Here is a 19,482-nt window from a genome sequence, read left to right as displayed (position 1 = left end):
TCTGCCAACCCCCGCGCCCGACGAAAACCCCTCGCGCCCGCGCGCTGGTGACATCGGCGGACGGAGTTGCTAGAGCGCACGGCTGACGGCCTTCTTCATCAGAGTACCCATCCGATGCCCGATCTTCTGCTCGAACTCCGCTCCGAAGAGATTCCCGCCCGCCCGCGCGCCCGCAGCGCCGCAGGCGCGAGGACGCGCAAGGCAGGAACCGGCATGCGGGTGGAGGTGCTCTGATGCCCGATCTTCTGCTCGAACTCCGCTCCGAAGAGATTCCCGCCCGCATGCAGCGCAAGGCGGCGGGCGACCTTCGCAAGATGGTGACGGACGGTCTCGTCGAGGCGGGGCTCACCTACGAGGCGGCGCGCGAATACTGGACGCCGCGCCGGCTGACGCTCGACATCCGCGGCGTCACCGCCCGGTCGAAGGACGTGCGCGAAGAGCTCAAGGGCCCGCCCGTCAAGGCGCCCGAACAGGCCGTGCAGGGCTTCCTGCGCAAGGCCGGCCTTGCCTCCATCGACGAGCTGTCCGTCCAGTCCGACCCGAAGAAGGGCGATTTCTACGTCGCCGTGATCGAGAAGCCCGGCCGCGCGGCGGAAGACATCATCGCTGCCCTCATGCCCGGCATCATCCGCGACTTCCCCTGGCCGAAGTCGATGCGCTGGGGCGCAGCCTCGGCGCCGCGCGACCCGCGCTTCTACGGCGAGATCGCGAAGGGCTCCGAAAGCCTGCGCTGGGTGCGCCCGCTGCAGTCGATCCTCTGCACCTTCGGCCCCGAGACCGCCGAGCCGGTGGTGGTCGACTTCGAGATCGACGGCCTGCGCTCCGGCAACGTCACCTTCGGCCACCGCTTCCACGCTCCCGATCCCATCATCGTGCGCCGCTTCGACGACTACGTGTCCTCGCTGGAGGCGGCGAAGGTCGTGCTCGATGCCGAGCGCCGCAAGCAGATCATCCTCTCCGACGCCCGCAACCTCGCCTTCGCCAACGGCCTCGACCTCGTCGAGGACGAGGGCCTCCTGGAAGAGGTCGCCGGCCTTGTCGAGTGGCCGGTCGTGCTGATGGGCTCCTTCGAGGAAGAATACCTCGCCATCCCGCCGGAAGTGGTGCGCCTGACCATCCGGGCGAACCAGAAGTGCTTCGTGACTCGACGCTCAATCTCCCCCGTCGTGGGGGAGATGTCGGCGCAGCCGACAGAGGGGGGCGCTGTCCCGCCGACCTCTCAGTCCGTCACGCCCCCCTCTGCCCTGCCGGGCATCTCCCCCACGAGGGGGGAGATCGGACCTTCACCGTTGGCCAACCGCTTCATCCTCACCGCCAACATCGAGGCCGATGACGGCGGCGCCGAGATCGTCCATGGCAACGGCAAGGTGGTGCGCGCGCGCCTCTCCGACGCCGTGCATTTCTGGAAGACCGACCAGGCCGACCTGCCCGACCTCGCCGCGCTGCAGCCCTCGGCCGAGAAGTTCGGTCTCGACCTGAAGAAGCCGCTCGACCAGCGCATGGCCCGCCTCGACCACCTCGGCGTCACCTTCCACGCCAAGCTGGGCACGCAGGGCGAACGTGTCGCCCGCATCGCCAGGCTGGCGGAGGAGATCGCAACGTCTCTCCCGGCGAGCGTGATCTCCCCCCTTGAGGGGGAGATGCCCGGCAGGGCAGAGGGGGGTGCCTCGCGAGGACCGTCCTCACCCCCCTCTGTCGCCTCCGGCGACATCTCCCCCTCAAGGGGGGAGATTGCAAAGCTCGCCCGCCGCGCCGCGATCCTCGCCAAGGCCGATCTCCAGACCGAGATCGTCGGCGAGTTCCCCGAACTCCAGGGCGCCATGGGCCGCAAATACGCGCTGCTGCAGGGCGAACACCCCGCCGTCGCCGCGGCACTCGAAGCCCACTACAAGCCGCAGGGCCCCACCGACACCGTCCCGACCGACCCGGTGGCGGTGGCCGTCGCCCTTGCCGACAAGCTCGACACGCTGGTGGGCTTCTGGGCCATCGACGAGAAGCCGACGGGGAGTAAGGACCCCTACGCGCTGCGCAGGGCGGCGCTGGGGGTGATCAGGATCGTCGTGGAGAATGGACTAAGTTCATCGCTCATCGAGACGATCGAAAGCCATCAGTGGCTCGTCGATTTGGATTTGAAGGGTGCTGGCCCAAAACTGAGGGAGCGAACCCCTGTCGGAACAGGATCCGTTGACGTCGAAGCTCTCGACCTCCTTTCCTTCTTCCACGACCGCCTGAAAGTCTATCTCCGCGACAAAGGCGCCCGGCACGACCTCATCGATGCCGTGCTCGCCGGCGGCGGAGCGCCGATCTCCCCCCCTGTGGGGGAGATGTCCGGCAGGACAGAGGGGGGCGCCTCCGCTCGACCTCTCCAAACTTCCGAGAACCAGGCTGAACTCACCCCCCAGCCCTCCATCCCCTACGACGTCGACCGCTTGCACTCCACGACGCCCCCCTCTGCCCTGCCGGGCATCTCCCCCACAAGGGGGGAGATCGGCGCTCCACCCGCCGCGACCTCCTCGCCGGCCGAAGGCCGCAAGCCCGACCGGGCGTCGGCCGGCCAGGCCGCCCATCACCGCGACGCCGCAGGCGCGCAAGACGAGAAGAATCAGGCTAGCGAGCGAAGTGAGCGCACGGCCGTGAGCTCGAACAACGACGACCTCCTGATGATCGTCCGCCGCGTCGAGGCCCTGTCCGATCTCCTCGGCACCGAGGATGGAAAGAACCTCGTCGCCGGCACGAAGCGCGCGGCCAACATTCTTGCCGCCGAGGAGAAGAAGGGCACCCGCGTCGCCGGTCGTGTCGACCCCGCGCTCCTGTCCGAGCCCTCGGAAGTGGCCCTCCATGCCGCCGTCGAAACCGCCGAGCGCGAGGCGGCGGCAGCGATCGCGGAGGAGGATTTCGCCTCCGCGATGCGGGCGCTGGCGGTGCTGCGGGCACCGATCGACGCCTTCTTCGAGGCTGTCATGGTCAATGCCGAGGACGAGGCGGTGCGCGCCAACCGCCTGGCGCTGCTCGCCCGCATTCGCGGCGCGACCGGCCAGGTGGCGGATTTCTCGAAGATCGCCGGCTGAGTCGTCCGGCCGGACCGGGAGCCTATTCCAGCCGCATCGCCGGCGGCGGCGTCGCCGGCACGGAGGGCGGCGCGGCGGGGGCGGGCGTCTTGTCCTGCGGCTTCAGCGGCGCCGTGTCCTTGTTCGTGGCCACGGCGGGAGCGTCCGGCTCGGCCGGTCGCTTGGCCGCCTTGTCCTTCGTCGGCTCCTCTTCGACCGCGGCGCGCGCGGGCGTCGGGGCGGCATGGAACGCGTCGCCCGCCAGCCCGGCGCGGAACACCGCGGGCAGGCTGAAGGGCGAGCGCGGCGCCAGCGCCACCTTCTGCGTCTCCGCCGGCAACGGCACGCCGAAGGCCACCATCGAGCGCGACAGCACCGGCGGCCAGGCGACGACGTAGCGCGGGTCGGGTTCGGCCGGGGCAGCGTCCGCAACGGCTTCGGCCGCAGCCGGCTGCGTCGGCCGCAGCGCGGAGGTCTCGATGCTGCGGTCGGGCGGCGGCGCTGCCCGCGCCGCCACGGCAAGGCGCGGTGCGGCGGGTTCGCCCAGCACCATCACGGAGCGCGCATTCGCCACCGGCTCGCCGCCGAGCACGACGAAGGACGCCGCCTGCGCCTGCTGCGCAAGCAGGAGACCGGCCGTGACCAGTGCCGCCCTTGGAAGCTTCATGAAATCACGCTCTGCCCCTTGCGGAACGCACACTCGAACACACTGCCATGCGGAATTGACCATACCGTTCCGTATGTCCTTACCATTCGAACGATTAATGAAACGATGACGCTGGGTTACTTGCGGCCATCCGGCGCGCGCGATAGGCAGCGCGGCGAAAGGAAAATGCCATGGCCGACATCGTTCCCGAGGCGCAGGCGCTCGCCCGCGCGAGCGAGCTGATCCTCGCCGGCCTGCCCGTCGCCCTGCCCACGGAGACCGTCTACGGCCTCGCCGCCGACGCCACCAGCGGGCAGGCGGTGGCGCGCATCTACGAGGCCAAGGGGCGCCCCCGCTTCAACCCGCTGATCGTCCACGTCGCCGACCGCGCCATGGCCGACCGCATCGGCATCCTCGACCCGCTGTCGCGGAAGCTGGCCGATGCCTTCTGGCCGGGCCCGCTCACCCTCGTCGTGCCGCTGCGCGAGGATGCCGGCATCAGCCCGCTGGTCACGGCGGGGCTCGACACCGTCGGCCTGCGCATGCCCGTCGGCTTCGCCGCCAGCCTCGTCGCCGCCACCGGCCGGCCGCTCGCCGCGCCCAGCGCCAATTCGTCCGGCCGCGTCTCGGCCACCAGTGCGCAGGCCGTCGCCGCCGATCTCGGCCACCGCATCCCGCTCGTCGTCGACGGCGGGCCGACGCCGGTCGGGATCGAATCCACCATCGTCAAGGTCGAGAACGGAGAACTCCGCCTGCTCCGGCCGGGCGGCGTTGCCGCATCCGACATCGAGGCCGTCGCCGGGATGCCGCTGCGGCGCGCCCTGTCTGCGCCTGACGGCTGGGCCCGGGCCGGCGAAGCGCCGGGCGCGGCGGTCGAGGCGCCGGGCATGCTCGCCTCGCACTACGCGCCGCGCGCCGCCGTGCGGCTCGGTGCATCCGCTGTCGGGGCAGGGGAGGCGCTGCTCGCCTTCGGCCCCGTCCGCATCCCCGGCGCGGAGAATGCCCTGGCCGTGGCCAACCTGTCGCCTGCGGGCAGCCTCCGCGAGGCCGCCGCCAACCTCTTTGCGATGCTGATTGCGCTCGACGCTTCCGGCGCCGCTGTCATCGCCGTCGAGCCGGTCCCCACTGAGGGCCTCGGCGAAGCCATCGCCGATCGCCTCTCCCGCGCCGCCGCCCCGCGCGGCTGAGCCGCCCCGCGCGGCTGAGCCTTCGCGCCGTTCGCCCGGCTGTTCGCCGATGCCGAACGCCACCCGCTACGCGAAGTGGAAGAACACCTTGAGCACGCCCTCGGCCTGCAGCCACTCGATTGCTTCCAGTGCGGGGAACATCGCCAGGAACACCAGCCCGTCGAGAAACGTCTGCTTCAGGACCTTCGGCGAGAACGAGACCTCCGCCGAGTCGCGGTAGAGCGAGGGGCGCGGCCAGAACAGCGGCGTCCGCGCGGCATAGGTCGCATAGGGCTGCCCGAAGGCCTCGCGCAGATAGGCTTCCTCCTTGCGGGCGGTCAGGAAGAACGCCCAAGCGCTGAGCACGCCGAGCAGCAGCGCCACCACGACCGAGCCGTAGATCAGCCCGACGCCGACGGCGCCGATGGTCGAGAAGACATACAGCGGATTGCGGGTCATCGAATACGGCCCCTCCACCACCAGCGACCTGTTCTTGCGCCCGCCGAGATAGAGGATGCTCCACAGGCGTCCGGCAATGCAGGCCACCACGAGGCAGAAGCCGAGGAACTCCAGCCGCTCGTGAACCGCGCCGGTCCAGCGCGGCTGTCCCGCAAGCAGCAGCAGACCGAGCGCCACCCCTCCGGCCTGCAGCAGCCGGATGCGCGTACGCTGGTGGAAGGCTTCGACGGACATCGCGGTTTTCCTTCACGTTCGGAAGCGGGTGGTATGGCGCCATTCGTTAGCCGGGAGCAAGCACGCTCCTTGTCGCAGCGCCCGACGGGGCTGCGCCCTGCGCGGCACCGGGCGGGGGCGTTCCGGCGGAGCGAACCGTTGCGGAAGCGCCGCTTCACCTTGACAGCGTGATGTCGCCGCTGTTGGCTCGCGGTTCTGCCAGAGGGTCCAGCCTTGCCTCGTCTCACTCACATCGATCTCGCGCGAGGCGTCGCAGCCCTGGCCGTGGTGCTGGTCCATTACCGGTGGCTCTTCGATCCGCCGCTGTGGAACCCGCTCATGGCCGACCGGCTTCCGCTCTATGCCCTGCTCTGGCCCTTCTACGACTATGGCGGGGTCGCCGTGCAGGCCTTCTGGGTGTTGTCGGGCGTGGTGTTCGCCGTCACCTACTGCCGCGAGGACGTGCGCTTCAGCCTGCGCGATTTCGCGATACGTCGCTTCTCCCGCCTCTATCCGCTGCATCTCGCCACGCTGCTGCTCGTCGCGGCCATCCAGGCTCTGAGCTTTGCCGTCTTCGGTACGCACCAGGTCTACGAGAACAACGACGCGTATCACTTCGTCCTGCAGCTCTTCTTCGCCTCCAGCTGGGGTTTCCAGGTCGGCGATTCCTTCAACGGCCCGATATGGAGCGTCTCGGTCGAGATCATCGCCTATGCGATGTTCGCCGCCTATGTCCTCACGGCCTCGCGCAACGTGCCGGCGGCTCTGGCCATCGCATGCGCCGGCATCGTCTGGTGGCTGCTGTCCGCCAATGTCATCGTCTACTGTGTCGGGCTGTTCTTTCTCGGCGTTGCGGCCTCGCTCGCCGTGGCCTGGCTGGCCAGGCGCCTGTCGAAACGGTCCATGCTGCTGCTCGGCGTGGCCCTCGTCTCGTTGAGCGTCGCGATTGCCGCTGCCGTCGTGCGGTCCGGCCAGATCGATCGGCTTTCCACCGTGCTCACCATCGTCTGCCTGCCGATCGCGATCGCCGGGCTCGTCTGCATGGACTTCTCGCTGCCGCCCGTTCCGCGATCACTGGGCTGGATAGGCGCGATAACCTATGCCACCTATCTCACCCACATGCCCATTCTGATGATGATGAAGATGACCATCGCGGCGCTCGGGTGGCAGGATGTCGTGGCTGAGCCCGCGACGCTTGCCGTGTTCTGCGGCACCGTGATCGCGGTGAGCATCCCCGTCTACCGATATTTCGAGGTGCCGGCGCAGGCCTGGCTTCGAGAAAAGCTCCTGTCGCCGAAGCCCGCCTCCCCCGGCGTGTCTCCCGAAGACGGAAATCCGCTTGCGGCCGACGGTCTGCCAAAAGCCGACGACCTCAGGCATGCATAGCCGCTTCGGGGCGATCGCGAGGCGCTCCGGCGCGACGTCGCGATTGTGCACCGCGCCATTCCGGGACCACCCATGACCGCCATCCTCTCGCCCGATCTCCTCGCCCGTTTCGCCGCCATCGTCGGCGAACGCCACGCGCTGACCGCCGAGGCCGAAATCGCCGCCCACGTCACCGAGCCGCGCGGTCTGTGGTCCGGCCGCACCGGCCTCGTGCTCAGGCCGGGATCCGTCGACGAGGTCTCGAGGATCCTCGCGCTGGCCAGCGAGAGCCGCACGCCGGTCGTGCCGCAGGGCGGCAACACCGGCCTCGTCGGCGGCGGCACGCCCGACATGTCGGGCGGCGAGATCGTCCTGTCGCTGTCGCGTCTCGACCGCATCCGCGAACTCGACGTCGCCTCCAGCACCATCACGGTCGAGGCCGGCGTCGTCCTCCAGCGCGTCCAGGAGGCGGCCGATGCCGCGGGCCGGCTCTTCCCGCTGTCGCTCGCCTCGCAGGGCTCGGCGCAGATCGGCGGCAATCTCTCGTCCAATGCCGGCGGCACCGGCGTGCTCGCCCATGGCAATGCCCGCGAGCTCTGCCTCGGCGTCGAGGTGGTGCTGCCCACCGGCGAGGTCTTCGACGATCTGCGCAAGCTGAAGAAGGACAACACCGGCTACGACCTGAAGAACCTCTTCGTCGGCGCGGAGGGCACGCTCGGCGTCATCACCGCCGCCGTGCTGAAGCTCGTGCCGAAGCCGAAGGGCCGCGAGGTCGCCTGGGTCGGCCTTGCCTCGCCGGACAGGGCGCTGTCGCTGTTTTCGCTGGCGCTCGACCGCGCCGGCTCCGGCCTCACCGCCTTCGAGCTCTGCGCGGCGATCTCCGTCGGCTTCTCCGTGCGCCATACGCCGGGCCTCGCCGCGCCTCTGCCCGGTGCCCACCCCTGGCTGGTGCTGATGGAGATCTCGTCCGGCCGCTCGGCCGAAGATGCCCGCGCCCTGATCGAGGAGATCCTCGCCGAAGGCTTCGAGGCCGGCCTCGCCGACGATGCCGTCATCGCCCAGAACCTGTCCCAGGCCCACGCCTTCTGGGCCATCCGCGAGGCGATGTCCGACGCGCAGAAGCCGGAAGGCGCCTCCATCAAGCACGACATCTCGGTGCCGGTGGCGGCGATTCCGGCCTTCATCGAGAAGGCCGGCCGGGCCGTGCTCGCCGCCGCGCCCGGCGCCCGCCTCGTCACCTTCGGTCACATGGGCGACGGCAACCTGCACTACAACGTCTCGCAGCCGGAAGGCGGCGACAAGGCCGCCTTCCTCGCCCGCTACCGCGAGCTGAACGATATCGTCCACGCCGTCGTGCGCGACTTTTCCGGCTCCATCTCGGCCGAACACGGCATCGGCCGCATGAAGCGCGACGAACTTCTCGCCACCCAGTCCCCCGTCGCCACCGACCTGATGCGCCGCATCAAGGCGAGCTTCGACCCGGCGGGGATCATGAACCCGGGCAAGGTCATCTGACCGGCAGCATCCGGCGGTTCACCGCCGATGCGCGTCGGCATGGGCCTTCAGCACGTTCTGCATCTTCGTCAGATGCCCCTTGCCGCCCGCCTGCTGCCGGAAGAACTCGAACACGTCCGGATCGAGCTTCAGATGGACCGAACGAGGTCGCTTGGGTTCCTCGATCTCCGCATTCGCCCGGAACGCCGCTCCCAGGCTCTCGCCGTCGGGCGAAGCCGCATCGTGATGGAGTTCACCGGCCTCCTTCATCCGCCTTATGTCGGCGAGCGATGCCCGCCTGGTATCCGGCTCGCTCATGGCGGCCTCCTTTCCATGCATTGTTGCACGACGCTCTCGGACGACGCATGGCAGCCGAGTTTATTCGCCTGTCCTGAATGTACACGAAAAGTGTAGAGGGGACGACGATACGCTTTCCACCTCCCGTCCGGCCCCTGCGCAATTCTTCGCGTTCTGGTGGCATTCCGCTAACCATCGCCCGCGCTAGCAAAATTTAACCGAACTTCTAAGGCCGGCGGTAAGTCCCCCCCGCTAGTCTGCAACCCATACGAGGCCGAGCAAATCGGCCCGCGAGGACCGCGAATTCGGCTCTCAGGGATTGCAGGAAGGCGTAATGATGAACTCGGTGACCAAGCCCGGCTGGGCCGGCCGCAACATGCGGCTCGACCCGTTCCGGTTGCCCCAGATGACGAGCTATGCGTCCCGCGACGACCTCGGCGAGGTCACCGTGACGATCGACCGGCGCGGCGCCGTCATGCGCCGCATTCTGGAGCGGTCGGGGCTGCCGGTGTCGCTGCTTTTGCCGGCGCGCACCTTCCAGGGCGTGGCCGCCCGCGCCATCGAGGATGGCCTGGGCAACGTCACCGTCACGCTCGAACTCCACCACGCCGATCCGATGCTCTGCGTGCCGCTTCTCGTCGCCGACGATCTCGACGACGTGGCGGCCGACTGGCGCGCCTGGTCGGAGGTGCTCAAGCTGCCGATGCTGCTGATCGAGGCCGACGGCGTCGCCCGCTCGCTGGAATCGTCCCTCACCACCGCCCGTCCGGTCGACCGGCGCAAGCGGGTCGGATCGCAGCCGCGCCGGCCGCGCTTTCTCGCCCGCCGCCGCAAGGGCGATCTCGGCCTTCGCCTGGTGGTGAAGGGCGAGGAGATCATCGCCCGCAACTGACCGGGGCGCCCGGCGTCCGTCCGGCGTTTCTCAGTGTCTGAATCAAAAAGCGCCAGGCCGAGGCGAAAATAGCGATTTCGAGAACCGGAGCGGAGCGTACATTCGGGGACGTGAGCACCGGAAGCGCAGAAAGCGCGATTTGCAGCCCGGTATGGCGACTTTTGGATCAGACACTCAGACCAGCGGGCTGATCGCCATCCAGATCCCGCCCCCGACGAAGCCGAGGAAGATCAGCCAGCCCACGGTGTTGTTCGACCTGAACAGCGCCAGGCACTGGTCCGGATCGTCGATGTCGAGCGCCTGCACCTGGCGCATCATGTGCGCGCCGGCTGCCAGCAGGCCGGCCAGCGCCGGAAACGGCGCCATCGCCGAGGCGCAGGCCGCTCCCATCATGAGCAGTGCCCCGCCATAGAGCGCGATCAGCGCCGGCTTGGTCCTGTCGCCGAACAGCCGCGCGGTCGAGCGCACGCCGACGATCGCGTCGTCCTCCTTGTCCTGGTGGGCATAGATCGTGTCGTAGCCGATCACCCACAGGATCGATCCGCCGTAGAGGAACAGCGAGGCCGGGTCGACGTCGCCGAACACCGCCGCCCAGCCCATCAGCGCGCCCCACGAGAAGGCGAGCCCCAGAACCAGCTGCGGCCAGTTGGTGATCCGCTTCATGAACGGGTAGACCGCCACGATCGCCAGCGACGCCACGCCGAGCAGGATGACGAAGCTGTCGAACTGGACGAGAACCGCGAGCCCCGCCAGCGACTGGATCACGAGGAACACCCAGGCCTGTTTGCGCGTCACCTTGCCGGCCGGCAGCGGCCGAGAACGCGTGCGCTCCACCGCCTCGTCGATGCCCTTGTCGACGATGTCGTTGAACGTACAGCCCGCCCCGCGCATGGCGAAGGCGCCGAGGAAGAACAGCAGGAGATGCCAAGGATTTGGCAGCAGCGTCATCAGCGGCTCGCCCGGTCGCGCATAGGCGATCGCCGCCAGCGCCGCCGACCACCAGCACGGCCACATCAGAAGCTGCCAGCCGATCGGCCGGTCCCAGCGCGCCAGCTGCGCATAGGGCCATAGCCATCGCGGCAGGGCGCGGTAGACCCAGTGGCCGGTCGGCGCGTCGGCGACCCGGCCCTGGGTCTCGCGGGATTGGATGCTGTCCATGGCCGATTGAGTGGCAGGGCAGGGCGCGGGCGTCAAGGCGAGCCGGCGCCGCGCCGCTGGCCGGGCGCCTGCCTTCCGCCTTTCAGCCGGCCGGAATCTTCGCCGCCCTGTCGCGCGACGAATTGACGTAAACGTCAAATGGCACTAGCCATCGGCGCAAGGTTGCGGCAGCGTCGTGCCGCTCCATATCGAGCACAGACACGCCCGGCCTTCGTGGTCCGCGCGTCGCAAGCACAACGGGCCGGCCCGTCGGGTCACGGCCGCATCCGGGAGGAACTGCCCCATGTATCGTGCCCCCATCGAGGACATTTCCTTCGCGCTGAACGAGATCGCCGGCCTGCGCGCCGCGATCGACGCCGGCGTGTTTCCCGAGCTGTCGAGCGATCTCGTCGACGCCATCCTGTCGGAGGCCGGCCGCTTCGCCGGCGAGGAGGTCGCGCCGGCGGGCAAGATCGGCGACACGCAGGGCGCCGTCTGGGCCGACGCCGCCGTCACCACGCCCGAGGGCTGGGCGGACCTCTACACCCGCTGGCGCGAGGGCGGCTGGAACGCGCTGTCCGGTCCGGAGGAATTCGGCGGCCAGGGCCTGCCGCAGATGCTGGGCGTCGCCGCGCTCGAAATGTGGAACGCCGGCTCCATGGCCTTCGCGCTCGGGCCGACGCTGACCATGGGCGCCGTCGACGCGCTTGAAAAGCATGCCACCCACGCGCTCCAGCAGCTCTACCTGCCGAAGCTCGTCTCCGGCGAGTGGATGGGCACCATGAACCTGACCGAGCCGCAGGCCGGTTCCGACCTCGCCGCCCTGCGCGCCCGCGCCGAGCCCGCAGGCGACGGCACCTACCGGGTCTTCGGCCAGAAGATCTACATCACCTATGGCGAGCACGACTTCACCGACAACATCGTCCACCTCGTGCTTGCCCGCCTGCCCGACGCGCCGGCCGGCACGCGCGGCATCTCGCTCTTCCTGGTGCCGAAGTTCATTCCCGACGCGGACGGCAATCCCGGCGCCCGCAACGACGTCTTCTGCGCCTCCATCGAGCACAAGCTCGGCATGCACGGCTCGCCCACCTGCACCATGATCTATGGCGACGGCAGGTTCGGCGACGCGCCGGGCGCCGTCGGCTGGCTGATCGGCGAGGAGAACAAGGGGCTGGCCTGCATGTTCACCATGATGAACAACGCCCGCCTGGCCGTCGGCATGCAGGGCGTGGCGATCGCCGAGGCCGCCTGGCAGAAGGCGCACGCCTACGCCACCGACCGCCGCCAGGGCAAGGCAGCGGGCTACACGGGCGAGGGCATGGCGCCCATCGTCCTGCACCCCGACGTGCAGCGCAACCTCCTCACCATGAAGGCGCTGACGGCGGCCGCCCGCGCCATCGCCTATTCCTGCGCCCACGCCACCGACATGGGCCGCGCGACGTCTGGCGACGAGGCGCGCCACTGGCAGGACCGCGCCAATCTGCTCACCCCCGTCGCCAAGGCCTTCGCCACCGACATCGGCGTCGACGTCGCCTCGATCGGCGTCCAGGTCCATGGCGGCATGGGCTTCATCGAGGAGACGGGCGCCGCCGTCCTCTACCGCGACGCTCGCATCGCCCCGATCTACGAGGGCACCAACGGCATCCAGGCCATCGACCTCGTCACCCGCAAGCTGCCGCTGTCGGGCGGCGAGCACGTGCACGGCTTCATCGCCGAACTGCGCGCCGACGCCGAGGCCGTCCGCGCCTCCAACCTGCCGGCCTTCGGCCGCTCCCCCGAGAAGATCGCCGCCGCCATCGACGATCTCGAAGCCACCACCCGCTTCCTCCAGGACTGCCTCGCCTCGGGCCGCATGCAGGAAGCGCTCGCCGGCGCCACGCCCTACCTGCGCCTGTTCGCGCTCGCGGCGTCCGCCGCCATGCTCGGCCGCGGCGCAGTGGCGTCGAAGGAGGCCGACCGCATCGCGCTTTGCCGCTTCCACGCCGAAAACCTCGCCGGCGAGACCGCTGCGCTGAAGGAGCGCGTGATGGAAGGGGCCGAAAGCCTGGCCGAGGCTGCGAAGGCGCTGGGGTGAGGGTTGGGTAGCGATGTGGTTTTGCACCGCCGCGCTCTACGTCGCCCCCCTCGCCCTACCCGGCAGGGCAGAGGGGGGCGCGACGGAGCGCGACATGCGTGTCCTGTCCCGCCGTGCCGATCAGAGGAGCGCGCGACAGAGCGCAACCTGCCCGAAGCTGTCTGAATCATAGGCCAAACACGCACGGAGGACCCGTCCCATGACCGACCACGTCGAAATCACCCGCCACGGCGCCGTGCAGGCGATCCGGATGAACCGTCCCGACAAGAAGAACGCCATCACGCGGGCCATGTACGCCACGATGGCCGCGGCGCTCGCCGAAGGCGACGCCGATCCCGCCATCCGCGTCCACCTCTTCCTCGGCGTGCCGGGCGCCTTCTCGTCCGGCAACGATCTCGCCGATTTCATGGCGGTGGCCATGGGCGGCGAGGGCGGCATGGAGGTCTACGACTTCCTCATCGGCCTCGCCCGTTCGCAGAAGCCCATCGTTTCGGCCGTTGACGGCATCGCGGTCGGCATCGGCACCACCATCAACCTGCACTGCGACCTGACGCTCGCCACCCCGCGCACGATCTTCCGCACCCCCTTCGTCGATCTCGGCCTCGTGCCGGAAGCCGGCTCCAGCCTGCTCGCCCCCGCCACCCTCGGCCGCCAGCAGGCCTTCGCCCTGCTCGGCCTCGGCGAGGGCTTTTCCGCCGACCGCGCGCTGGCCGCCGGCCTGATCTACCGCGTCGTGCCGGAAGCCGACCTCGAAGCCGAGGCGCTGTCGCTGGCCCAGACCCTCGCCACCCGCCCCCCCGAAGCCCTGAAGATCGCCCGCGACCTGATGCTCGGCAACCGCGACACCCTCGTCGCCCGCATCGAGGAAGAAGGCCGCCACTTCCGCGCGCGGCTGAAATCCGACGAGGCCCGAGAGGCCTTCATGGCGTTCATGGGACGGAAGAAGGGGTAGGGAACGGCGCGGTTTCGTGCGCGGTCCCGGACCGTCGAGCCGGTTCGAAAACGTCTGGATAGCGATGGCGGTCGGGCCGAGGGATGATTGGGGACAAAGGGGTAGATAGCGGACTGGCCGGTTTCAGACGGCCGAACTGACAAAGCTCACAGTTAGGTACCGCCGCACGAGTCGCATAGTCGGTCACTCAACCCTATTTGAGTGTCGATCGCTGGCGACATCACCAGCAAAGAGATAAGCCGTCATTTATTCGAAACGCTCGATAACTCTAGGAAATAACGGTCCCATCTAGAGCAGCAATTTGACCTGCCGTCATCAATTGGTAAAAATCGGCGATGATCGAGCCTCTGATTGAGTTAATTATGAAGCACCACAGGCTTGCTCGACATTTTGAAGGTTCAGAAATACACTCTGAAAGCGCTCGCACCCTCAGATTTTTGAGCCACCTTAATGAAATTCAGCATCATGCGCGGATTTCTAATAATCACGAAGAGTATTCTGACGATTTGGCCAGAATTTCGGAGGACGGGGGCGTCCTGTGGGCTCTTGATACCTCTCAACTTCGAGAAGCGTTAGAATACTTCGAAAGGGTAAAAAATCCGCCTGTTCTGAATCCTCGGGCTTTGCAAAGCCTGATGGAGGTACGGATCATCACCCGCGTCGATGAGATTCATGGCGGGTTCTTGGAATCTTTCGAGCGATACTGGATTTGTATCCCTGATCGCGACAAAGTGATACTTCAGTTTATATTGAAAATCGGCGGTGAGCGCGACTATCTGGAAGCCGAAAACCACAACTTGCGTCACTATCACTATTGCAATTGGCGAGGAAAGAGAACAGACGTCATTCTAACATTTGATGTAGAAAACATTCAGAACAAGCCAATCCCCCTGTTCTGGGAAAAACATGGAGAAGGAAAATCTCATGGTCAAGCCAAGGCCAATGCTTGGAAGCAGCGAAAGCGGCAGAGTATTTATGCTGCCGTATCTCCTGATTTAGCGAAAATACCGCGTACACCTTTTCGGCGTCCTTCCAATGGAGCGGGGAACGTCTGGCCCCTCGGCGTTGATGTTTCGCCGAGGTCTTGACGGCCAGTCGTGCTGCAGCGGGCCGATAGGTGTGGTCAGTGACATGCTGCATATTTTTCCCACAACAGTGTTAGACTACCGCTGCGAGACATGATTTCTTCAACTGGGGGCCGACTTTGTTGGAAGGCGTCTGGTGAACGGGCCCCCCCTCCAATTAGGCATCGTTGAAATTGGCTGCTATACAAATTGTTGCAACGGTCAGCACCGGGGGGGAGATGAGTGAAGGAGTTCGCGCACTTTGCGGTGAACACGCGTCTGACACGAGTTCTAGGTGAAACGTATCGATCTAGCGAAGCGGCGCTAAAAGAACTCGTCGACAACGCCTGGGACGCCGATGCCAATAATGTTTGGATCTTCCTTCCGGAGCCTCTAGCCGGTGATGCAGTGATAGTCCGCGACGACGGCACGGGGATGACGGCGTCAGAGGTTCGAGGCGAATACCTGAACATCGCAAGCGACAAAAGGACCCGTACTGGCGAACGAACAACCAAGTTCAGCCGGAAGGTCAAGGGACGTAAGGGGATCGGCAAGTTCGCCGGCCTGACGATTGCCAGTCGGATGGAAGTTGTCACGGTGGCGCGGCGGCGCAGATGTACGCTTTTAATCGACAAGAACGAATTGGTCGAGAACCAGAAAGACCTTGAGGCTGTGCCTTTGTCGTTTCTCGAAGAGCAGATCGATGATCTCGTTAGTGGAACGACAGTTACGTTGACCGAACTCGACAGTCGACTGAACTTTCCAACTCCCGACCGCTTGCGCGAAGTTCTCATCTACGAATATGGACGGGAGGACGCTTTCAAGGTTTTCGTGAACGGCCTGCCACTTTCTGTGCAGGATGTGCCGGGATCGAGCACTCAAACGACTGCCCAACTACCGACCGTTGGGGAGGTAACTCTGAGCTTCACGATCGCTGACGGGAAGCGCCCGCCGCGATCGCCAGGAATTATCTTGAAGGTCGATGGCAAGGCGGTCGGGAAGCCGATGCTGTTCGGCCTAGACGAGGACGAGGAGATCCCGTCCAAGCTTGCGAGGCGCGTCTACGGCGAAGTCGAACTGTCGGGGATTGAGGACTTCGTCACAGCAGACTGGGGAAGCGTCTTGGAGAATAGCAAGGCCTACCAAGAGGCGCGAAAATTCGTTCAGGCGCAGGTCAAAACCGGGCTAAAGGAGACCCATGCGAAAGATATAAGTCTCCAGAAAGCTCGCCTTCAGAAGCAGATAAACCATCGTCTTGCACAGTTGCCGGAATATCGTCGCAGATATGCAGAAGATGCCCTCAACCGCATACTGAAGAAGTTTTACGGCGAGAGCGAGGATCGCATCACTACTATCGCCGATGTCGCTCTTGATGCCATGGAGCATGATGCCTATTGGGCAGTTCTCGACCGCATCGGGAAGTTGAGCAAGGGCGATGTTGGTTCCTTCGCGGAGTCGCTGGAGGAGTTCGGTCTTATCGAACTCGCCACCATCGGCGCACAAGCCTCGCACAGGCTGGAATTCCTCAGCTTCTTGGATCAGCTCGTCCAAAATCCGGATACTCTCGAGAAAGACGCCCATAAGGCATTCGAGACAAACCTGTGGCTTCTTGGCCGCAAGTATTCGGTGATGTCCTCGAATGCCACCCTGCAAACCGTTATCGAGGCCTATTGCAATGTGGCCTTCAAAGGTAATCGAGCTGCGAAGCGCCCCGACCTTCTTTTGTCTCAAGACTACGGCGACAAATACTTGCTAATCGAGTTCAAGCGTCCATCTCACAACATCACCCGCCGCGACATATCCCAGGCTGAGCAGTATCGAGACGACCTATCGGCTCGGCTATCATCTACTGCTACCATGGACATTGTGTTGGTCGGCAAGGGGCGTGTCAGGGCACTCGACACTCGCAATCTGCTCGATTCGATTTCGCTGCACTCGTACGCTAGTATCATTTCGTCAGCACGCACGGAGTTGGCGTGGCTGATAGCTTCGCTGTCCAGTCGATAAGCCTATCCAAACAGATGAAACATTGCCGTCGATTGCGTTCGTCAATATACGGTCTCGGTTCGGAAACGGCCGGTCTTTACCGACAGTCGGTTGCGCTCCGAGTGGCGGCTTTAGCAATGCCGCAGCATATCTGAGAACGACCGAAGTGGCGTCGCAACCTGCCGTGCCTATGCCCCCCGATACGATCCAATTCCTCATGGGACGCTGCTGACCGGCCCCCCTCCGCCCTCCGCGCGTCCTGCGATGCAATCAAAACCCCACCCCCGCCCTCAGCGCGACTCCGCCGCCCATCTCGCCACCCGAAAAGCTGAGATCGCCGCGAATCTCCACCGACGCCCCTCCGCCGCCCGCATAGGCCAGCCCCGCGCTGAGGATGCCCCGGGTGCTGGCGATGGCGGTTTCGAGTGCGGTCGCGCCGTTGACGTCGTCGCTGTAGGTGAAGGACCGGGCGCTGCTGAAATCCTCATGCAGCATCGCGGAGGCGAAGGAGCGGACCGAACCGCGGCCGTCGGCCAGCGCGGAAGTGGCCGCGAGTTCCAGGCCGCCGAAGGCCGTCACCGCGTTCCGATCGGCGAAATCGAGGCGGCCGCCGAGGTCGGCCAGCCGGATCGGGCCGGTTTGCGCATGCGAGAAGCCCAGGCCGGCGGACGGGGTCAGCGTCACATCCCCGAACCGGAAGACGTAGCCGACCGAGCCGGCGGCGGTGAGGCGCTGCGCGCTGGTCTCCTGGCCGTCGATGATGGCGCCCGGTCCGCCGGCAATGGCGGCCGTGACGTCGAAGCCGGTTCTGTCATAGCCGAACCGGCCGTCGGCGATGAAGCCGCCCGCGCGCAGCTGCGCCTGGACGCCGGCATGGCCGGTCGAAAAATCGGTGGTCGACGTCAGCACGGTATCGCCGGCCAGCGCCTGCCGGTACAGCGCCGTGCCGGTGTCGAAACCGCCGACGACGCCGAGCCGGATCGTGGCGTCGCCCCGGCCGGTGTCGAGGCAGCCGGAGTAGACATCGAACCGGGCGCCGCCATGGTTCAGCGTCACGTCCGACCGGGCGTGCCCGCCATCGCCCGCTGATGTCGCGGCCGCAACGTCCTGCGTGCCTCCATGGACGCTGCCATGGACGCCGGCAGCGCACGAGCCGGCGGCGTCGGGCGCCACCGGGCGCAGCGCGGCGTCGGTGAGGCTCTGCACGCTCTGCATGCCGGCGACGATGCCGCCGAGCGGCGCGGCGTCGAGGCGGCTGGTCACGTACCAGTCCGTGCCGATCTGTTCGAGGGCGTAGCTGACGAGGCCGCGATCCTGCAGACCCGTCGCCGTGGCCTGCAGGGCGCCGTCGGCGGTCTGCACCACGCGCAGGCCGGCGGTCAGCGCGCCGTAGCGGGCGGGGTCGGGGTCGAAGCGCAGCGCGAGCGTGCCGCTGCTGTCGCCGAGCAGCAGCTCGTCGGAAGCGGCGGCGGCGCTGTTCGACAGGTCGATGTCGAGGACGAGTGCGCTGTCCGCGCCGCCCTCGAAGAGGCCGGCGCCCGTCAGGTCGAGCACGTCGCCGACGATGCCGCCGGTCTGGCTGAGCGAGATCGTTCCGCCATGGACGAAGCCCGATCCGCCGCTCACCGTAAAGCGGCCGGCCGCGCCCGAACCGGACGCGGTGAACAGCCCGTCATTGGTGATGAGGCCGCCGGCCGTCAGGTCGCCGTCGAGGTGGAAGCTCCCGGTCGCCGCGTTGCCGATCGCGCCGGTGATCGCGCCATGGGCAAATGTGGTGCCGCCATTGTCGAGCGTGCCGTCGAGCGTGCCGCCCTGCAGCGCGAAGGAGCCCGGCCCGGAGGTGGCGATGTCGGTGGCCATGGTGCCGGGCAGCGCCAGCGTGCCGTCCGTGACCGACCAGGCGGTCGCCGCGCCCGGCGTGCCGGTCAGCGTCCAGGTTCCGGCGCCGACCTTCTCGAAGCTTTCAAAGCCGGTGTACTGCGTGCCGATGAGCGCGGCGTCGAAACTGCGGGTGCTGCTGCCGCCGAGCCGGAACACGTCGTCGGTGCCGTCGGCGACGACATTGCCGACGACGCCCGAAATGTCCGCCTGCAGTTCGAAGCTGTTGGCGCCGCCGGTGAAGGCCACGGCGTTGGCGCGGGTGAGGGCGTCGCCGCCGAGGCCGCCGCTGATGCTGCCGTCGGGGCCGAGCACCAGGGTGAGGTCGGCGCCGACGATGCCGGCACCGCCCGGCCCGTCGATCGACTTGGTCGGCGTGTAGCTGCTGGTGCCGCGGGCGCCGCCGTTTCCGCCGGAAACATTCCCATTGACGTATACCGTGGCGCTGCCCTGACTCACGCGCAGGCCGGTGCCGCCGGCGCCGCCCGACCCGGCATAGCCGCCGTCGCCGCCATGGCCGCCATCGCCGCCCGTGATGCTGCCCTCGACCGTGAGCAAGCCGGTGCCGGCAAACACCACGCCGATGCCGCCACCGCCGCCCGCACCGCCATCGGCATAGAGACCGCTGCTGCCGCTGCCGCCGTCGCCGCCGCTGCCGCCGGTCACCGTGTCGCCGATCGCGACCACCCCGTCCGTGGTGAGGATCGACAGCCCGCGGCCGCCGCCGCCGCCGCCGCCACCGCCCGCCGAGCCCGACGAGGACGCGCCGAAGCCGCCGCCGCCGCCGGCCTCCTCGCCGCCGCCGCCTGCTG

Annotated in this window: 13 protein-coding genes and 1 pseudogene; 9 read left to right on the top strand and 5 right to left on the bottom strand. The window is 67.3% G+C overall.

Annotated features, from left to right (window positions below; translation table 11 throughout):
* Positions 1–233: 233 nt before the first annotated feature.
* Positions 234–3,068, top strand: coding sequence for a glycine--tRNA ligase subunit beta (locus N1F91_RS27215; protein ID WP_289996828.1), 2,835 nt, complete (start codon positions 234–236; stop codon positions 3,066–3,068).
* A 22-nt stretch (positions 3,069–3,090) separates the two neighbouring features.
* Here N1F91_RS27215 and N1F91_RS27210 read toward each other — a convergent pair whose 3' ends face one another.
* The gene (locus tag N1F91_RS27210; RefSeq protein WP_289996826.1) at positions 3,091–3,714 is read right to left on the bottom strand and encodes a hypothetical protein; all 624 of its coding nucleotides are present in this window, start codon (positions 3,712–3,714) and stop codon (positions 3,091–3,093) included.
* 170 nt (positions 3,715–3,884) lie between these two features.
* Between N1F91_RS27210 and N1F91_RS27205 the strand changes: the two genes are divergently transcribed.
* A complete protein-coding gene (locus N1F91_RS27205; protein ID WP_289996824.1) occupies positions 3,885–4,880 on the top strand; it encodes an L-threonylcarbamoyladenylate synthase in 996 nt (331 codons plus the stop codon).
* 66 nt (positions 4,881–4,946) lie between these two features.
* Here N1F91_RS27205 and N1F91_RS27200 read toward each other — a convergent pair whose 3' ends face one another.
* Complete coding sequence (locus N1F91_RS27200; RefSeq protein WP_289996822.1) at positions 4,947–5,552, bottom strand: isoprenylcysteine carboxylmethyltransferase family protein; 606 nt, start codon at positions 5,550–5,552, stop codon at positions 4,947–4,949.
* A 213-nt stretch (positions 5,553–5,765) separates the two neighbouring features.
* On the opposite strand from N1F91_RS27200, the gene N1F91_RS27195 reads away from it, so the two are divergent.
* Positions 5,766–6,917 carry an acyltransferase gene (locus tag N1F91_RS27195; RefSeq protein ID WP_289996819.1) on the top strand — a complete coding sequence of 384 codons (1,152 nt, stop codon included), beginning with the start codon at positions 5,766–5,768 and terminating at the stop codon, positions 6,915–6,917.
* Between the two features lie 72 nt (positions 6,918–6,989).
* Positions 6,990–8,411 carry an FAD-binding oxidoreductase gene (locus tag N1F91_RS27190; protein WP_289996817.1) on the top strand — a complete coding sequence of 474 codons (1,422 nt, stop codon included), beginning with the start codon at positions 6,990–6,992 and terminating at the stop codon, positions 8,409–8,411.
* 18 nt (positions 8,412–8,429) lie between these two features.
* On the opposite strand, the gene N1F91_RS27185 is transcribed toward N1F91_RS27190, so the two are convergent.
* On the bottom strand, positions 8,430–8,708 hold the full coding sequence (locus N1F91_RS27185) for a BrnA antitoxin family protein (protein ID WP_289996815.1): 279 nt from the start codon (positions 8,706–8,708) through the stop codon (positions 8,430–8,432).
* Positions 8,709–9,024: 316 nt separating this feature from the next.
* Between N1F91_RS27185 and N1F91_RS27180 the strand changes: the two genes are divergently transcribed.
* Positions 9,025–9,579, top strand: a complete 555-nt coding sequence (locus tag N1F91_RS27180; protein WP_289996846.1) for a DUF6101 family protein — start codon at positions 9,025–9,027, stop codon at positions 9,577–9,579.
* 174 nt (positions 9,580–9,753) lie between these two features.
* Here the strand turns inward: N1F91_RS27180 and ubiA are convergent, their stop codons facing one another.
* Positions 9,754–10,737 (bottom strand): 4-hydroxybenzoate octaprenyltransferase, encoded by a 984-nt coding sequence (ubiA, locus tag N1F91_RS27175; protein WP_289996814.1) that lies wholly within the window; start codon positions 10,735–10,737, stop codon positions 9,754–9,756.
* Between the two features lie 283 nt (positions 10,738–11,020).
* On the opposite strand from ubiA, the gene N1F91_RS27170 reads away from it, so the two are divergent.
* The 4 genes from N1F91_RS27170 to N1F91_RS27155 all read left to right on the top strand — a co-directional run bounded on the left by N1F91_RS27170 (position 11,021) and on the right by N1F91_RS27155 (position 16,813).
* A complete protein-coding gene (locus tag N1F91_RS27170; protein ID WP_289996812.1) occupies positions 11,021–12,790 on the top strand; it encodes an acyl-CoA dehydrogenase in 1,770 nt (589 codons plus the stop codon).
* A gap of 199 nt (positions 12,791–12,989) precedes the next feature.
* Positions 12,990–13,742: a crotonase/enoyl-CoA hydratase family protein gene (locus N1F91_RS27165; RefSeq protein WP_289996811.1), complete on the top strand. Its 753-nt coding sequence runs from the start codon at positions 12,990–12,992 to the stop codon at positions 13,740–13,742.
* A 335-nt stretch (positions 13,743–14,077) separates the two neighbouring features.
* On the top strand, positions 14,078–14,830 hold the full coding sequence (locus N1F91_RS27160; RefSeq protein ID WP_289996810.1) for a hypothetical protein: 753 nt from the start codon (positions 14,078–14,080) through the stop codon (positions 14,828–14,830).
* 219 nt (positions 14,831–15,049) lie between these two features.
* Positions 15,050–16,813, top strand: coding sequence for an ATP-binding protein (locus tag N1F91_RS27155; protein WP_289996809.1), 1,764 nt, complete (start codon positions 15,050–15,052; stop codon positions 16,811–16,813).
* Between the two features lie 249 nt (positions 16,814–17,062).
* Here the strand turns inward: N1F91_RS27155 and N1F91_RS27150 are convergent.
* Positions 17,063–19,482: pseudogene (locus tag N1F91_RS27150) on the bottom strand (hypothetical protein); the annotation flags it as partial.

The sequence above is a fragment of the Aquibium sp. ELW1220 genome (genome assembly GCF_030398385.1).
Classification (GTDB): domain Bacteria; phylum Pseudomonadota; class Alphaproteobacteria; order Rhizobiales; family Rhizobiaceae; genus Aquibium.
The sequence above is the reverse complement of the archived record's forward strand: the minus strand, read 5'-3'. Positions and strand labels throughout refer to the sequence as shown.

Excerpts from the sequence above, each read along its gene's own strand:
- N1F91_RS27215 (WP_289996828.1), top strand. The coding sequence starts at position 234 with ATGCCCGATCTTCTGCTCGAACTCCGCTCCGAAGAGATTCCCGCCCGC.
- N1F91_RS27210 (WP_289996826.1), bottom strand. The coding sequence starts at position 3,714 with ATGAAGCTTCCAAGGGCGGCACTGGTCACGGCCGGTCTCCTGCTTGCG.
- N1F91_RS27205 (WP_289996824.1), top strand. The coding sequence starts at position 3,885 with ATGGCCGACATCGTTCCCGAGGCGCAGGCGCTCGCCCGCGCGAGCGAG.
- N1F91_RS27200 (WP_289996822.1), bottom strand. The coding sequence starts at position 5,552 with ATGTCCGTCGAAGCCTTCCACCAGCGTACGCGCATCCGGCTGCTGCAG.
- N1F91_RS27190 (WP_289996817.1), top strand. The coding sequence starts at position 6,990 with ATGACCGCCATCCTCTCGCCCGATCTCCTCGCCCGTTTCGCCGCCATC.
- N1F91_RS27185 (WP_289996815.1), bottom strand. The coding sequence starts at position 8,708 with ATGAGCGAGCCGGATACCAGGCGGGCATCGCTCGCCGACATAAGGCGG.
- N1F91_RS27180 (WP_289996846.1), top strand. The coding sequence starts at position 9,025 with ATGAACTCGGTGACCAAGCCCGGCTGGGCCGGCCGCAACATGCGGCTC.
- ubiA (WP_289996814.1), bottom strand. The coding sequence starts at position 10,737 with ATGGACAGCATCCAATCCCGCGAGACCCAGGGCCGGGTCGCCGACGCG.
- N1F91_RS27170 (WP_289996812.1), top strand. The coding sequence starts at position 11,021 with ATGTATCGTGCCCCCATCGAGGACATTTCCTTCGCGCTGAACGAGATC.
- N1F91_RS27165 (WP_289996811.1), top strand. The coding sequence starts at position 12,990 with ATGACCGACCACGTCGAAATCACCCGCCACGGCGCCGTGCAGGCGATC.
- N1F91_RS27160 (WP_289996810.1), top strand. The coding sequence starts at position 14,078 with ATGATCGAGCCTCTGATTGAGTTAATTATGAAGCACCACAGGCTTGCT.